Consider the following 13,110-nt stretch of genomic DNA (forward strand, 5'->3'; position numbering starts at 1 on the left):
TGGGACGGCCACTCGACGGAAACTGAAACACGTTCTACTGTGTCGCCATGGTGGACCTGCTGACCGACAAGGTCGTCGTTCTGTCCGGTGTCGGCCCCGGCCTCGGCCGCTCGCTGGGCGAGGAGGCGGCCAGGATGGGCGCCGACCTGGTGCTCGCGAGCCGGACTCCGAAGCGACTGGAGAAGATGGCCGAGGTGGTGCGGTCACACGGGCGTCGGGCGCTCGTCGTACCGACCGACATCACCGACGAGGACCAGCGCCAGGCGCTGGTCGACGCGGCCGTCGCGGAGTTCGGCAAGGTCGACTGCCTGATCAACAACGCGTTCGGCATCCCGCCGATGGACCCGCTCTCCACCCTCGACGTCGAGGGCCTGCGCTCGGCCAACGAGACCAACGTCTTCGCGCCGCTGCGCCTCTCCGCGCTCTTCGCCGACGCGCTCGCCCAGACCGACGACAAGGTCGGCGGCTCGATCATCATGGTCAACTCGTGCGTCATTTACTCCAGCCAGCCCGAATACTCCGGCTACAAGCTCTCCAAGGGAGCCCTGGAGCACCTCGCCTCCTCCTTGGCCACCGAGCTCGGGCCGCGGGGCATCCGGGTCAACAGCGTGGCGCCGTCCTACATCTACGAGGACGTCAACAAGGCCTACTTCGACTGGATCGCCTCCGAGACCGGCCGCACCCACGAGGAGGTGTACGCCGAGAAGGCCGAGCCCACCGACCTCAAGCGGCTCGCCACCCCCGACGAGGTCGCCCGCGCCACCCTCTTCCTCGCCTCCGACCTCGCCTCGGCGGTGACCGGCGTGATGCTGAACGTCGATTGTGGCGAGTTCCGCGCATGAGTGAGCCGCGCCAGCGCGCCGATGTCGGCACCTTCGAGGAAATCTGCGCCGCCGCGACCCGCACCACGGGCCTCACCGACTTCGGCTTCGACGACGAGCCGGGGCACGAGCAGGCGTTCCGGCTCCTCGTCGAGGACCTCGGCTCCGCCGAGGCCGGACTGACCGGGACCGGGAACTACTTCATGCGCTCCCAGGTGAAGAGTGCCCTGGTGGCGCGGCTGATGACGCAGGCACGCTTCGCCGAGTTCCCGCAGCACGCCGAGGTGGCGATCGAGCGTCCGATCTTCGTGCTGGGCCTGCCCCGCACCGGCACCACCGCGCTCAGCCGGCTGCTCTGCGCGGACCCGCACCACCAGGGCCTGGAGATGTGGCTGACCGAGTTCCCCCAGCCACGGCCGCCGCGGGAGTCCTGGGAGCAGGACCCGGTGTTCAGCGCCATCCAGGGCGCCTTCGCCGAGCACCACGTGAGCAACCCCGAGTTCATGGGCATCCACTACTCCGACGCCGGAGAGCCCGAGGAGTGCTGGCGGGTGCTGCGCCAGACCGGCAAGTCGCTCGGCTTCGAGTCCCTCGCCCACATCCCGGCCTACTCCGCCTGGCTCGCCGAGCAGGAATGGACCGACGCCTACCAGCGGCACCGGCAGAACCTGCAGTTGATCGGCCTCAACGACCAGGACCAGCGCTGGGTGCTGAAGAACCCCTCCCACCTGATCGCACTCGACGCGCTGATGGAGGTCTACCCCGACGCGCTCGTGGTGATGACCCAGCGTGATCCCGTGACCTCGGTCGCCTCGGCCTGCTCGCTGTCCGCGGAGGCCACCGCCGGTCACTCGACCACGTTCGTCGGCGAGACGCTGGGGCAGGACCAGCTGGGCCACCTGACCCGGCAGTGGCAGTCCTTCTGGCAGGCCCGCCCACGGTACGACGAGCGCCAGTTCTTCGACGTCGACTACCGCGCCTTCGTGCAGGACCCGGTCGGCACGGTGGGCGCCATCTACGACGCCTTCGACCTGACCTGGAGCGAGGACGCGCAGGCCGCCGTCCGGCGGCTCGACGAGGAGTCCCGCAAGGGACCGCGCCGGCCCTCGCACTCCTACGACCTGGCCGACTACGGACTCAGCGAGGAGCAGGTGCACCGGGCATTCGACCGCTGATCGCGGCGGCACCGGCGCTCGGCCCCGGGTGAGCCGGCCGGCTCCGGCCGTCGTCTCCGTGGACCGGCACGAGCCCACCCGCACCCGATCCCCGCGGTCATCCACAGCCGGTGGCGGCGCCGGTTTCGCCAGCGGGCCTGCGGGCCGAGGCTGCTGGCATGACCTTCCAGATCGACTACGAGGCGACCCGACGGGCGGGGCTGCTCCTGGTCGCCGACGCGGCGGACGTCGCCGTGGCGAGTGCGCGGGTGGACGGCGCGCCGCAGACCGGGCACCGGGCCGAGAGCGTGGCGGCGGCGATCGCCGCGGTGACCGACGGCGCTCGCGCGCTGGCCACCACGGTCACCGAGGACGGCGAGACCCTCAGCACGCTCACCTCGACCGCGCTGCTCGTCGACCTCAGCGCGGCAGGCGGCTTCCTGTGGGCGTGAACGGGATCGACACCACGATCACCGGCGACCCGGAGTCCTGCGAGCGGTCCGCGCGCACCCTGCGGGGCCTGCGCCGCTCGCTGGGGACCCTGGAGGACCGGCTCGGCTCCGGCGAGCGGATCTCCGAGGTCGACTTCGACGGGCTGAGTGCCGACCGGTTCCGGCTCGCCTGCCGCCGGTCGTCCCAGTACTCCGGACGGCTGCGCGGCGACTCGCGCCGGCTCGCCACCCAGCTCACGGAGTACGCCGACCAGCTGCGTCAGGTCCACGCCGTGCTCCGCCGCTCCCGCCGGACCGCCCGCGCGGCCGGCCTGCGGGTCGATGGGGACCAGATCGTGCGGCCGGACGGGACCGACCTGCTCGACGACTACCGCGCCCTCGCCCGGATCGTCGGCGCAGCGCGGCGGGCGCAGACCCGCGCCGAGGCCGGCCTCGACGCAGCCCTGGAGGGCCTCGGGTCGTCCCGGGCGCCCATCGCTCCCCCGGGTCGCCCGGACACCGACGACCTGTTCCGCCGCGCGGCGGAGGAGAGCTTCCCCGGGCTCCCACCCGTCGCTGCGGACGACGAGCCCGGCCCGGCGAGGCGTCACCAGCGTCCGCTACCGGACTGGCCACCGGCCGAGGACGACTGGCCGACGCCGCGCCGCCCGGATCCGTCGGCGCCACGGCCATCCGCGGACGCCCCGCCGACGCCGGCTCCGGTGCCGACCGACCAGCGGGGCGGCGACGCACCTGCCCCGGCCGCCCCCGGTTCGGAGGGCGCCGGGTCGCGTCGGGACGACGCTCCGGGCACGTTCCGCCCGGGGCGAGCCACGCTCGAACCGTTCGCCGGCACCCTGGAGCCACCGGGCACGCTCAGCCAACCCGGGAGTCTCAGCCAACCCCGGACGCTCGATCCGGCCGACGGCCTCGACCCGGTCGGCACCCTCAGCCAACCCCGGACGCTCGATCCGGCCGACGGCCTCGACCCGGTCGGCACCCTCAGCCAACCCGGCACCCTCGACCCGGCCAACGGCCTCGAACCACCGGGGACGCTCACCCAACCCGGCACGCTGAGCCAACCCGGCACCCTCGATCCAGCCGGCACCCTGACCGCGACCGCGGCCCTCGTCCCCGCCGTGACGTTGGATCCGCCCGGCACGCTCACCGACGCACCCGCCGGGTCGGCGTCCGGCGCACCCGCGCACGTGCCGCCGCCGGTCCTCGGTGCCGGCGCCGGCGGGGCGGGCGCTCGCGGAGGAGCCGCCCCGTCGGGTTCGGGACACCACCTCCGCACCCCGGAGGTGGAGCGGTGAGCGCCAACGTGAGCGTGCGGGTCCCGCGCGGCTGGCCGACGCGGCGGGACGCCGCGCGGGGGATCGTGCTGGCGGCTCGGGCGCCGGGTGGAGCACCGGGTGGGGTCGGCGCGGCAACGGTCGTGGTGCGGGCGGTCGACGTACCGGAGCCGGGTCTGGGGGCGTGGCGGAGCCGGGCGCTCGACGACCTCGCCCGGTCCACGGACGCGTTCACGCTGGAGGACGACGACTCCTACGATCTCGCGGACCAGCCGGTCCGCTACCACCGGTTCGCCCACCGCGACGGCTTCACCGAGCTGCTCAGCGAGCAGTGGTGCTGGTGGGTCGACGGGGTCGGGATCACGGTCAGCTGCACGGTGGGCACGGAGCTCTACCCGCTCTACTGCGAGCTGTTCGAGGAGGTCGCCGACAGTGTGCGGATCGGTGCCGCGGCCGCCTGACCGCTCGGCCCTCCCTGCCGCTCCGCCGCCGGACGGAGGGTGCTCAGCGGCGGGAGACCCGGATCCGCGCCCCGCGCCGCGGGACGCTGGTGATGTTGCGGACCTTCGGCACGTCCGTGCCGACGGTGTGCACGTCGTAGCGACGGAAGACCTCCCGCAGCACCACGACCCCCTCCATCAGCGAGAATCCGGCGCCGATGCAGCGGCGGACCCCACCACCGAACGGGATCCACACGTTCAGCGCCGGGACGTCGCCGCCGTCGTGGTCGGCGAGGAACCTGTCCGGGCGGAACACATCGGGGTCCGGGAAGTTCTCCGGCCGCTGGTGGCTGACGATGATGGACGGGCCGACCGTGGTGCCGGCGGGCAGGTCGTAGCCGCCGACGGTGGTGGCGGCCATCAGGGTGCGCACCACCATCGGAATGATCGGGTGGAGCCGCATCGACTCCTTGAGGACCGCCTCCAGCCAGGCGTCGTCCTCCGCGCTGTCGCCGTCGGCGGCCCGTTGGGTCCGAGCCAGCAGGTCCGCGTCCTTGCCGATCTCGACCAGCGCCCACGACAGCGCGCTGGCGGTGGTCTCGTGGCCGGCGAGGAGCAGCGTCACCAGCTGGTCGCGCAGCTCGGTGTCGTCCAGGCCGTCACCGTGCTCGCCCTCCACCCTCAGCAGACGCGAGAGCACGTCGTCGCGGTGCTCGAGGTCGCCGGCCGCTCGGCGCTCACGGATCTCCGCATAGAGCAGCCGGTCCAGCTCCAGCTGGTTCTCCACGGTCCGCCGCCACGGCCCGAACCGCTGCAGTCCGGGATACGCCCACCCGAGCAGCACGGCAGGGTTGATCTCGACGGTGTGGTTCACGGCCGGCCGCAGCCGGGCGAGGCGCTCCTCGTCGCTGACGCCGAAGACCACCGTGAGGATCACCTCGAGGGTGAGCGCGTTCATCCGCTCCAGCGAGCGGAAGGTGGTCCGCTCCTCCCACCCGTCGACCTCGTGGGCCGCGACGTCGGCCACCAGCGAGCGGTAGCCGCGCAGCGCGTGCCCGAGGAAGGCGGGCATCACCAGCTTGCGCGCCCGGTGGTGCGCCGTGGAGTCCTGGAGCAGCAGGGAGTGCTCGCCCATGATCGGGCCGAGGATCGCGTTGCCCTTGCCGGCGTGGAACACCTCGGGATCCCCGGAGAAGATCTCCTTCGTCACCTCCGGCGAGGTGAACATGACCAGCGGCCGGCCGCCAGGCAGCGTGCGGATGGTGAACGCCTCGCCGTAGGTGCGGTGCAGCCACCCGTGGAAGCGGTGCCGGAACCACATCAGCGCTCCGGTCTGGACCAGCACCGGCCACCGGGGGCCGGGCGGCAGGTCGCCCGCCGGGATCCGCGACCCCGACCCGGCGGTGGAGTCCGCCAGGAACCGGAGACGCTTCCTGGTCAGGGCGCTGGTGTCGTGGTCCGGGGCTCGCAGGTCGGCGCTCACCCGATCGACGGTAGCGGGCCGGCGCCGCCCACGGCGAGGGTCAGGCCAACAGTCCGTCGCGGTGCGCGATCGCCGCGGCCTCGGTCCGGCCGGCCGCGCCCAGCTTGCCGAGGATGTTGGACACGTGGACGCTGACGGTCTTGGTGCTGATGAAGAGCATCCGGCCGATCTCGCCGTTGCTGCGCCCCTCCGCCACCAGCGCCAGGATCTCGCGCTCGCGCGCGGTCAGCCGGGGTGCCGCCGGTGCCGTCGCCGGGTCGGGTGTCGGGGCGGGCTGCTGGGCGTCCAGGTCCGCTGCCAGCACCCGGTCGCCGAGACGGTCGGCGACCGTGCGGGCCAGCGCCACCTGCTCCGCGGCCGCCGCCGGGTCACCGGTGGAGCGCAGCACCCGCGCGTACGAGGCGCGAACCCGTGCCGTCTCCGGCACGTGGCCCAGCTCCTCGAACACGGCGGCCGCCTCCGCCCAGCTCTGCTGGAGCTCGTCGCGGGTCGGCGGCCGGATGTCGGTCAGCCATGCGACCCGGCGGTGCTCCGCGCGCAGGCGCGCCGACCAGGCCTGGCCCTCGATCCCCCACTCCCGTCCTCCGGCGCGGAAGGACTGGGCGACCGCCTCACCCTCACCCAGCAGCCGGTCGGCCTGCGCCGCCCACTCGACCCGTTCCTGGCTGGTCGCCGTGGCCGCCGCGCGGGCGATCCCGTCGACGGCCAGCGCGGCGAGCCGGACCCGGCCACCGAAGTGCTCGGTCCAGAGCCGGCCCAGCAGCCGCACCACGGCGTCGTACGAACCGACCGCGGCGGCGGCGTCCTCCCGGGCCGCCGCAACGGCGATCTCGACCTCGGCGCTGAACACGGCGATCACGCCCTCGTCCGGCCACAGCTTGCGCAGCCGGCGCAGCGCGGCGTCGACGTCCTGGCCGCGGGCCGCCTCGATGCCGAGCCGCACCGGGGCGAGGATCCCGGCGGGGATCGTCGGCGCGTCGGCCTCGGCGCGGGCGAGCTCCAGGGCGGCGTCCCAGTCGCCGCGCATCCAGACGATGCGCGACAGCTGCCACCGCGCCTCCATCGCGTACGGCGCCCAGCGCAGCCCCGATCGGGCGCCGGACTCGATCGCCGAGCGGTACCACCGCATCGAGTCGTCCCAGCGGGCCTCGTCCTGGTAGGAGCGGGCGATCATGAACCGTCCGCGCAGCGCGGCCTGGGTGGCGCCGACCTCCTCCGCCCGGCCCACCGCCTTCTCCAACGCGGTCCGCACGTCGCCACCGCCGCCTCCGGCGGCGCCGAGCAGCCCCAGGGTGGTGGCGACCTCCGAGGCGAGCACCGGCATGGTCAGCCGCTCGGCGAGGGCGAGGGCCTCCGTCGCGGCGGTCTCCGCCTCCTCGACCGCGTCGTCCTCCTTGGAGAGGACCCGGGCGTGGATCGCCAGCACCTTGGCGCGCAGCGGCACCTCCTCGGTCGGCGCGAGCGCCACCGCCTCGCGGGAGCGGGCCACGGCGTCGTCCTCGGACTCGATGATGGTCAACCAGCTGGCGTAGCCGCTGAGCAGCCGGGACCGCGCCTCACGGACCTGCCGGGTTCCGTCGACCGGCAGCTGGTCGAGGTGCTCGGCGAGCAGCTCGACGGCACGTTGCGTGTCACCGCTGAGCCCCAGCGCGTCGGCGGCCTTGGTGGCCACCTTGGCCACGTCGACACCCAGTCGCCCGGCACGCTCGGCGTCGGTGAGCAACCCCAGCGCGCGCTGGTAGTGACCGGCCGCCTCGTCCGGTCCGCCGACGGCCATCGCCTCGTCCCCGGCCTCGATGTCGGCGACGACCGCACGGTCGATGTCGTTGGCCCGGCGCGCGTGCCGGGCCAGCTCCGCGGCCGTACCCGGCGCGCGGCCCTCGGCGATCACGTCGGCGTACCGGGCGTGCAGGCGCACCCGCTCGCCGGGCAGCAGGTCGTCGTAGACCGCCTCGGCGAGCAGCGCGTGCCGGAAGGTGTAGTGCCGCGGACCGGCCTCCAGCAGGTTGAGCTCGACGGCCTGGCGGACCGCGTCGTCGAACGTCGCGGTGGGCAGGTCGACGACCGCGGCGAGCAGGTCGTGGCTGATCCGCCGCCCGGAGACGCTGATCGTGCGCACCACCTGGCGGGCGTGGTCGGACAACGGGTCCAACCGGACCAGCAGCAGGTCGGCCAGGTCGTCCGGCACCTCCTCCCAGCAGTGGGAGGCGACGAGCTCCTCGACGAAGAAGGCATTGCCCTCCGCACGTTCGACGATGCTGCGCACCTCCGCCTCGGCGAGCTCCCGGGAGACCAGCTCTCCGACGAGGTCGCGGACGGCTCCGTCGGTCAGCGGGGTGAGCGCCATCCGGTCCAGCCCGGGCAGCCGGGTCCAGTCGACCACCTGACGGCGCAGCGGATGACGGCGGTGCAGGTCGTCGGAGCGGTAGGAGACGACGAGCTGGACCCGGCCGCCGAAGTCGCGGCTGAACAGATAGCCCAGCATGTCGCGGGTCGAGTTGTCGGCCCAGTGCGCGTCCTCGATGACGAGCAGCACCGGGGAGTCGGTGGACGCCTGGAGCAACAGGCCCTGCACCGCCTCGAAGAGCGCGCTCCGGTCCGTGGTGGAGCCGATGTCGCTGGACGGCGAGCCGGCCGAGACGCTCCGCGCGCGGCGGCCCGGCTGCAGCCGGGTGATCTCCGGGTGGTCGGCGGCCACCCGCTCCAGGAGCTCGGGGTCATCGGTGGCCACCCGTCCGATCACCTCACTGAACGGGAGGTAGGGCAGCGCACTCTCGCCGAAGTCCAGGCAGTGTCCCGCGAGGACCGTCCAGCCACGCTCGAGCGCGCGGTCCCGCAGCTCCATCAGCAGCCGGGTCTTGCCGACGCCGGCGTCCCCGGCGAGCAGCACGGCCGCCGACGCGGGGTCGGGGCGGTCGAGCAGCCCGACGAGGCGGCTGAGCTCGTCGTCGCGCCCGACCAGGGCACGACTCGTTGGGGTGACCACGGACCCCATGATGGTGGGCGGCGCCGACACGAGCACCCGACTATCGGCGCCGGGGACCGGCGGAGGGGTCGCCGTGACGTCGGAGCGGTCGGCGCCGCCCACGATCCGGAGGGGCACGCGGTCAGAAGTCCTTGCCGGTGACCGCGGGGTCGGAGGTGACGATCCGGCGCAACCACGCCGACCGGCGACCGCCACGCCGTTGCACGACAGGTCGGCTGCTCCGCTGACTGCGGTACTCGACCTCGGACCTGAGGATGTAGAGATCGTTGTTCATGTGCTCCAGCCTCTGCTCCTGAGGTAGGCGCCCACATCGGACAACTGCCTTAGATCTCGGCACCGCACCGGCTCCGGCGCTGGTCTGAGGCACCCCGGTCGCCGGGACGGGCGGCACCGGACCCGTCGGGGGCGGGTGCCATAGTCGGGGCGTGGAGTTCGCCGATCTGGTTCGTCGCCGCCGGATGACGCGTGCCTACACCGACGATGCGGTCGATCCCGCCGTGGTGGAGTCCGCCCTCGCCGCGGCGACCAGGGCACCGAGCGCCGGCTTCAGCCAGGGATGGGCCTTCATCGTGCTCGACACCCCGGACACGGTCCGCGGCTTCTGGGAGGCGCAGAGCGACGCCGCGCTCCCCGGCGGTGCGCCGGACCGCTGGCTGCGCGGCATGATGCGGGCGCCGGTCGTGATCGTGCCGTGCAGCCGGCGCGAGGCCTATCTGGCCCGCTACGCCGAGCCGGACAAGGCGCGGGCCGGGCTGACCGCTGCCGAAGGCGAGGAGGCCGCGGCTTCCCGCTGGGCGATGCCCTACTGGCATCTGGACACCGCGATGGCCTCCCTGCTGGTGCTGCAGTCGGTCACCGACGCCGGGCTCGGCTCCTGCTTCTTCGGCCTCGTTCCCGATCGGGTGGACGCGGTGAAGGAGTACCTGGGCCTGGTCGACGGACCGACCGAGGCTCCGAGCGGCGACCGGCCGGCTCCGCACCCGATCGGCGCGATCACCGTCGGCCACCCGGCCGACCCGGCGTCCGGTGCCCGGGGCTCGGCACGGGCGCGGCGTCGTACCCCCTGGCAGGAGGTGGCGCACCGCGGCCGCTGGGGAGCGGGCTGGTCCTGATGCCCTCCCCGTTCTCGGTCACCCCCGACCTCGCCCCCGGTACGACGCGGCGACCGCGCAGCCAGGCTCCCGTCGTGCCGCGGGTCGCCCGGCTGCTGCGCCCCTACCGGCGTCAGATCGGCCTGGTGCTGGTCGCCGTGCTGGTCGCGGCCGGCCTGCAGTCACTGGTCCCGTTCCTGACCCGGGCGGTCTTCGACGACGCGCTGTTCCCGGTCGACGGCTCGGCGCCCGACATCGGGCTGCTCGGGTGGCTGGTCGCAGGCATGTGTGTGCTGCCGATCGTGGCGGCGCTGATCGGGATCGGTCAGAACTACCTCACCTCCACCGTGGGGAACTCGGCGATGGCCGACCTGCGCGGCGACCTGTTCGAGCACCTTCAGAAGATGGAGCTGGCGTTCTTCACCGCCACCAAGACCGGCGCGATCCAGTCCCGGCTGGCCAACGACGTGGCCGGCGTCCGCACGGTGCTGACCGACACCGCGACCACGATCGTGCAGAACACGGTGACGGTGACCGCCGCGTTCGTGGCGATGGTGGTGCTGTCCTGGCAGCTGACCGTGCTGACCCTGGTGCTGATGCCGCTCTTCGTGGTGCTGCAGCTGCGGGTCGGGCGGCGGCGGCAACGGCTGGCGCGCAAGACCCAGGAGTCGCTCTCGGAGATGACCGCCATCACCGAGGAAGCGCTGAGCGTCTCCGGCATCCTGCTGGCCAAGGTCTTCAACCGCTCCGCCGCGGAGGTCGAGCGCTACCGGGAGGCCAACCGGGAGCAGACCCGGCTCCAGGTGCGGCAGGCGATGACCGGTCGGGCGTTCTTCGCGACCGTGCAGACCTTCTTCGCGATCACCCCGGCGCTGATCTACCTGGCGGCGGGGCTGATCATCACCGGTGACCTCCCGGTCGGTGCCGATGCCCTGACCGCGGGCACGATCGTCGCCTTCACCACGCTGCAGGGCCGCCTCCAGATGCCGCTGATGCAGCTGATGCGGGTCACCCTCGACGTGCAGACCTCGCTGGCCCTCTTCCGCCGGATCTTCGAGTACCTGGACCTGGTCCCGGCGGTCGCCGAGCGCCGCGACGCGATCGCCCTGCCCGTGGACCGGGTGCAGGGGCGGGTGGAGTTCCGCGACGTGAGCTTCGCCTATCCCAAGCCGCGCGATCTCAGCGGCACCCGCCACCGCGACCGGTTCGGCGACTCCGGCGTCCGGTTCACCGACACGGTGCCGGACGACGCCGACGGCACCGCCCCGAGCCTTGGAAGCCAGCCCCCCGACGCCCCGACCGCCCGCCCGGCGGCCGGATGGGCGCTGCGCGAGGTCTCGCTGACCGTCGAGCCGGGCCAGCTGGTGGCCCTGGTCGGCCCGTCCGGTTCGGGCAAGACGACCGCCACCTATCTGGTGCCCCGGTTCTACGACGTCGACGCGGGAGCGGTGCTGCTCGACGGCCACGACGTCCGCGACCTCACCCTCTCCTCGCTCGCCGACGCGGTCGGGATGGTCACCCAGGAGCCGTACCTCTTCCACGGCACGATCCGCGACAACATCGCCTACGCGCGGCCGGGCGCCACCCGCGAGCAGATCGAGCAGGCCGCCCGCGACGCCAACATCCACGACCGGATCGTCGGGTTCCCCGACGGCTACGAGACGATCACCGGCGAGCGGGGCTACCGCCTCTCCGGCGGGGAGAAGCAGCGGCTGGCGATCGCCCGGGTTCTGCTCAAGGACCCGCCGGTGCTGATCCTGGACGAGGCGACCTCGGCGCTGGACACCGAGACCGAGCGCCTGGTGCAGGAGGCCCTGGAGCGGGCCACCCGCTCCCGCACCACGATCGCGATCGCGCATCGGCTCTCCACCATCCGCTCGGCCGACGTGATCTTCTCCCTCGCGGACGGTCGGATCGTCGAGCGCGGCACGCACGAGGACCTGCTCGCCGACCCGGAGGGCCTCTACGCCCGGCTGTGGGTGGAGCAGTTCAGCCGCGAGCCGGCTCGCCGGGGGGACCCGCGGCGAGCCGACATCCCGCTGTGAGGCGAGCGGTCAGCCCACGCCGAGGATCCGGGCACACTCCAGCGCCACATACAGGCTGGCGCCGTCGACCGGGCGGCTGAGGTCCCGACCGGTGAGCTCCTCCAGGCGCCGGATCCGGTAGCGGACGGTGTTGCGGTGGACGATCAGCGCGCGGGCGGCGGCCGAGGTCGAGCCGTTCGCGGCCAGCCAGGCGCGGGCGGTCTCCAGCACCACCGCACGGTCGTCGTCCGCGAGCTCCAGCACCTCGCCGAGCACCGCCTGCACCAGCTCCGTCGCCTGGTCGGGGTTGCTCGCCACCAGCACGGCGAGCGGGTCGTCGCCGAAGACGTGCACGGTGGCGGAGCCCGGCGTCGCCGACGCCGACGCGACCCGTGCCTGGCGGCGGCCGTCCGGGGCGTCGTCGAGACGATCCAGTCGGCGGCTCACCCCGACCCGGCCGGCCGCCAGCGGCTCCAGCCGTTCCACCAGCTGGCGCAGGTCCAGGCCGCGGCGGAGCGCGACGATGCCCTCCTGCCGGTGGTGCTCGCGACGCCAGGCGGAGGAGAGGTTGGCGCGCTGCAGGGTCCGCTCCACCGCGGGCAGCGGATCGTTGTCCGCGTCCGGGGCCTCCGCGGAGACCACCACGAACCCCTGGCCGTCGACCAGGTCGATCAACGTGGCGGAGGAGTGCGCCTCCGCGACCGCGCCCGCCTCGCCCTCGAGCAGGGCGGCGACCAGCACCGACCGGGTCTCCTCGCTACGCCGGATCCGCGCGGTCAGGGCGTCGCGGTAGGCGACGGTCACCTCGGTCGCGACCCGGTCGCTCACCGCCCAGATGTCGGCCGCGGCGAGCAGCAGCACGTCACGGATCTCCGGCTCGGCACGCTCGACCATCAGCTCCCAGACGAACCGGCCACCCACCCGGAACCCCTGCAGCATGACCGCGTAGGGCACCGCCTCGGCCGCCAGGCCGGCACCGCCGAGCAGCAGACCCGTCTGCGGGACCGGCTCACCGGCGAGGTCGGACAGCACGTAGCGGGTGTTCGCGATGCAGGCCTCGTCGAGGGCGTCGTACGGGACCACGGCGGCCTCGCCGTAGAACGGCACCTCCTCGCGGATCCGCAGCGCCATCCGACGCCCGAGGGCCTCCACCTCCGGGAGCAACCGGCGGCTGAGCTCGCGGACCTCGGGAGCGACGTCGACTCCGTGCACAACGGTCAACCTAGGCCATCGGGACCCACCCGTGCCGCTGCGAGCAGTCGCGCCGGCCCCCGGCACCCGCCTGCCTGGGCCGGTCGGCGTTTGTGCGCGGGCACAGCGCCGACCGCGCAATCTCGGTGCTCCGGGCCGATGCCCCGGACCCCGGTCGCGAGTGACCATGGAGA

At 73.6% G+C, this 13,110-nt stretch carries 11 protein-coding genes; 7 read left to right on the forward strand and 4 right to left on the reverse strand.

Annotated elements, in window-relative coordinates:
• Window positions 1–47: 47 nt before the first annotated feature.
• The 5 genes from FIV43_RS13590 to FIV43_RS13610 all read left to right on the forward strand — a co-directional run bounded on the left by FIV43_RS13590 (window position 48) and on the right by FIV43_RS13610 (window position 4,162).
• Window positions 48–842 (forward strand): SDR family oxidoreductase, encoded by a 795-nt coding sequence (locus FIV43_RS13590; protein ID WP_141014563.1) that lies wholly within the window; start codon window positions 48–50, stop codon window positions 840–842.
• Entirely contained in the window at window positions 839–1,996 is a 1,158-nt protein-coding gene (locus FIV43_RS13595; protein WP_141014564.1) for a sulfotransferase family protein, read from the forward strand. The genes FIV43_RS13590 and FIV43_RS13595 overlap by 4 nt, the downstream gene beginning before the upstream one ends.
• Window positions 1,997–2,154: 158 nt before the next feature.
• Window positions 2,155–2,427 carry a hypothetical protein gene (locus FIV43_RS13600; RefSeq protein ID WP_141014565.1) on the forward strand — a complete coding sequence of 91 codons (273 nt, stop codon included), beginning with the start codon at window positions 2,155–2,157 and terminating at the stop codon, window positions 2,425–2,427.
• The gene (locus FIV43_RS13605) at window positions 2,424–3,722 is read left to right on the forward strand and encodes a hypothetical protein (protein ID WP_141014566.1); all 1,299 of its coding nucleotides are present in this window, start codon (window positions 2,424–2,426) and stop codon (window positions 3,720–3,722) included. Before FIV43_RS13600 ends, FIV43_RS13605 begins: the two co-directional genes overlap by 4 nt.
• The gene (locus tag FIV43_RS13610; protein ID WP_141014567.1) at window positions 3,719–4,162 is read left to right on the forward strand and encodes a hypothetical protein; all 444 of its coding nucleotides are present in this window, start codon (window positions 3,719–3,721) and stop codon (window positions 4,160–4,162) included. Before FIV43_RS13605 ends, FIV43_RS13610 begins: the two co-directional genes overlap by 4 nt.
• A gap of 43 nt (window positions 4,163–4,205) precedes the next feature.
• Here the strand turns inward: FIV43_RS13610 and FIV43_RS13615 are convergent, their stop codons facing one another.
• The 3 genes from FIV43_RS13615 to FIV43_RS21060 all read right to left on the reverse strand — a co-directional run bounded on the left by FIV43_RS13615 (window position 4,206) and on the right by FIV43_RS21060 (window position 8,884).
• Entirely contained in the window at window positions 4,206–5,624 is a 1,419-nt protein-coding gene (locus tag FIV43_RS13615) for a cytochrome P450 (RefSeq protein ID WP_231123340.1), read from the reverse strand.
• A gap of 40 nt (window positions 5,625–5,664) precedes the next feature.
• Complete coding sequence (locus FIV43_RS13620) at window positions 5,665–8,610, reverse strand: helix-turn-helix transcriptional regulator (RefSeq protein WP_181407484.1); 2,946 nt, start codon at window positions 8,608–8,610, stop codon at window positions 5,665–5,667.
• Between the two features lie 121 nt (window positions 8,611–8,731).
• A complete protein-coding gene (locus FIV43_RS21060; RefSeq protein WP_181407485.1) occupies window positions 8,732–8,884 on the reverse strand; it encodes a hypothetical protein in 153 nt (50 codons plus the stop codon).
• Window positions 8,885–9,035: 151 nt separating this feature from the next.
• On the opposite strand from FIV43_RS21060, the gene FIV43_RS13625 reads away from it, so the two are divergent.
• Complete coding sequence (locus FIV43_RS13625) at window positions 9,036–9,722, forward strand: nitroreductase family protein (protein WP_141014569.1); 687 nt, start codon at window positions 9,036–9,038, stop codon at window positions 9,720–9,722.
• On the forward strand, window positions 9,722–11,746 hold the full coding sequence (locus FIV43_RS23205; protein ID WP_141014570.1) for an ABC transporter ATP-binding protein: 2,025 nt from the start codon (window positions 9,722–9,724) through the stop codon (window positions 11,744–11,746). The genes FIV43_RS13625 and FIV43_RS23205 overlap by 1 nt, the downstream gene beginning before the upstream one ends.
• A 9-nt stretch (window positions 11,747–11,755) precedes the next feature.
• Here FIV43_RS23205 and FIV43_RS13635 read toward each other — a convergent pair whose 3' ends face one another.
• Window positions 11,756–12,937 (reverse strand): PucR family transcriptional regulator, encoded by a 1,182-nt coding sequence (locus FIV43_RS13635; RefSeq protein WP_141014571.1) that lies wholly within the window; start codon window positions 12,935–12,937, stop codon window positions 11,756–11,758.
• Window positions 12,938–13,110: the final 173 nt, after the last annotated feature.

This window comes from Nocardioides sambongensis (genome assembly GCF_006494815.1).
In the GTDB taxonomy this organism is placed as follows: Bacteria; Actinomycetota; Actinomycetes; order Propionibacteriales; family Nocardioidaceae; genus Nocardioides; species Nocardioides sambongensis.

Coding starts and splice junctions, on each gene's coding strand:
- FIV43_RS13590 (WP_141014563.1), top strand. CDS start 48: ATGGTGGACCTGCTGACCGACAAGGTCGTCGTTCTGTCCGGTGTCGGC.
- FIV43_RS13595 (WP_141014564.1), top strand. CDS start 839: ATGAGTGAGCCGCGCCAGCGCGCCGATGTCGGCACCTTCGAGGAAATC.
- FIV43_RS13600 (WP_141014565.1), top strand. CDS start 2,155: ATGACCTTCCAGATCGACTACGAGGCGACCCGACGGGCGGGGCTGCTC.
- FIV43_RS21060 (WP_181407485.1), bottom strand. CDS start 8,884: ATGAACAACGATCTCTACATCCTCAGGTCCGAGGTCGAGTACCGCAGT.
- FIV43_RS23205 (WP_141014570.1), top strand. CDS start 9,722: ATGCCCTCCCCGTTCTCGGTCACCCCCGACCTCGCCCCCGGTACGACG.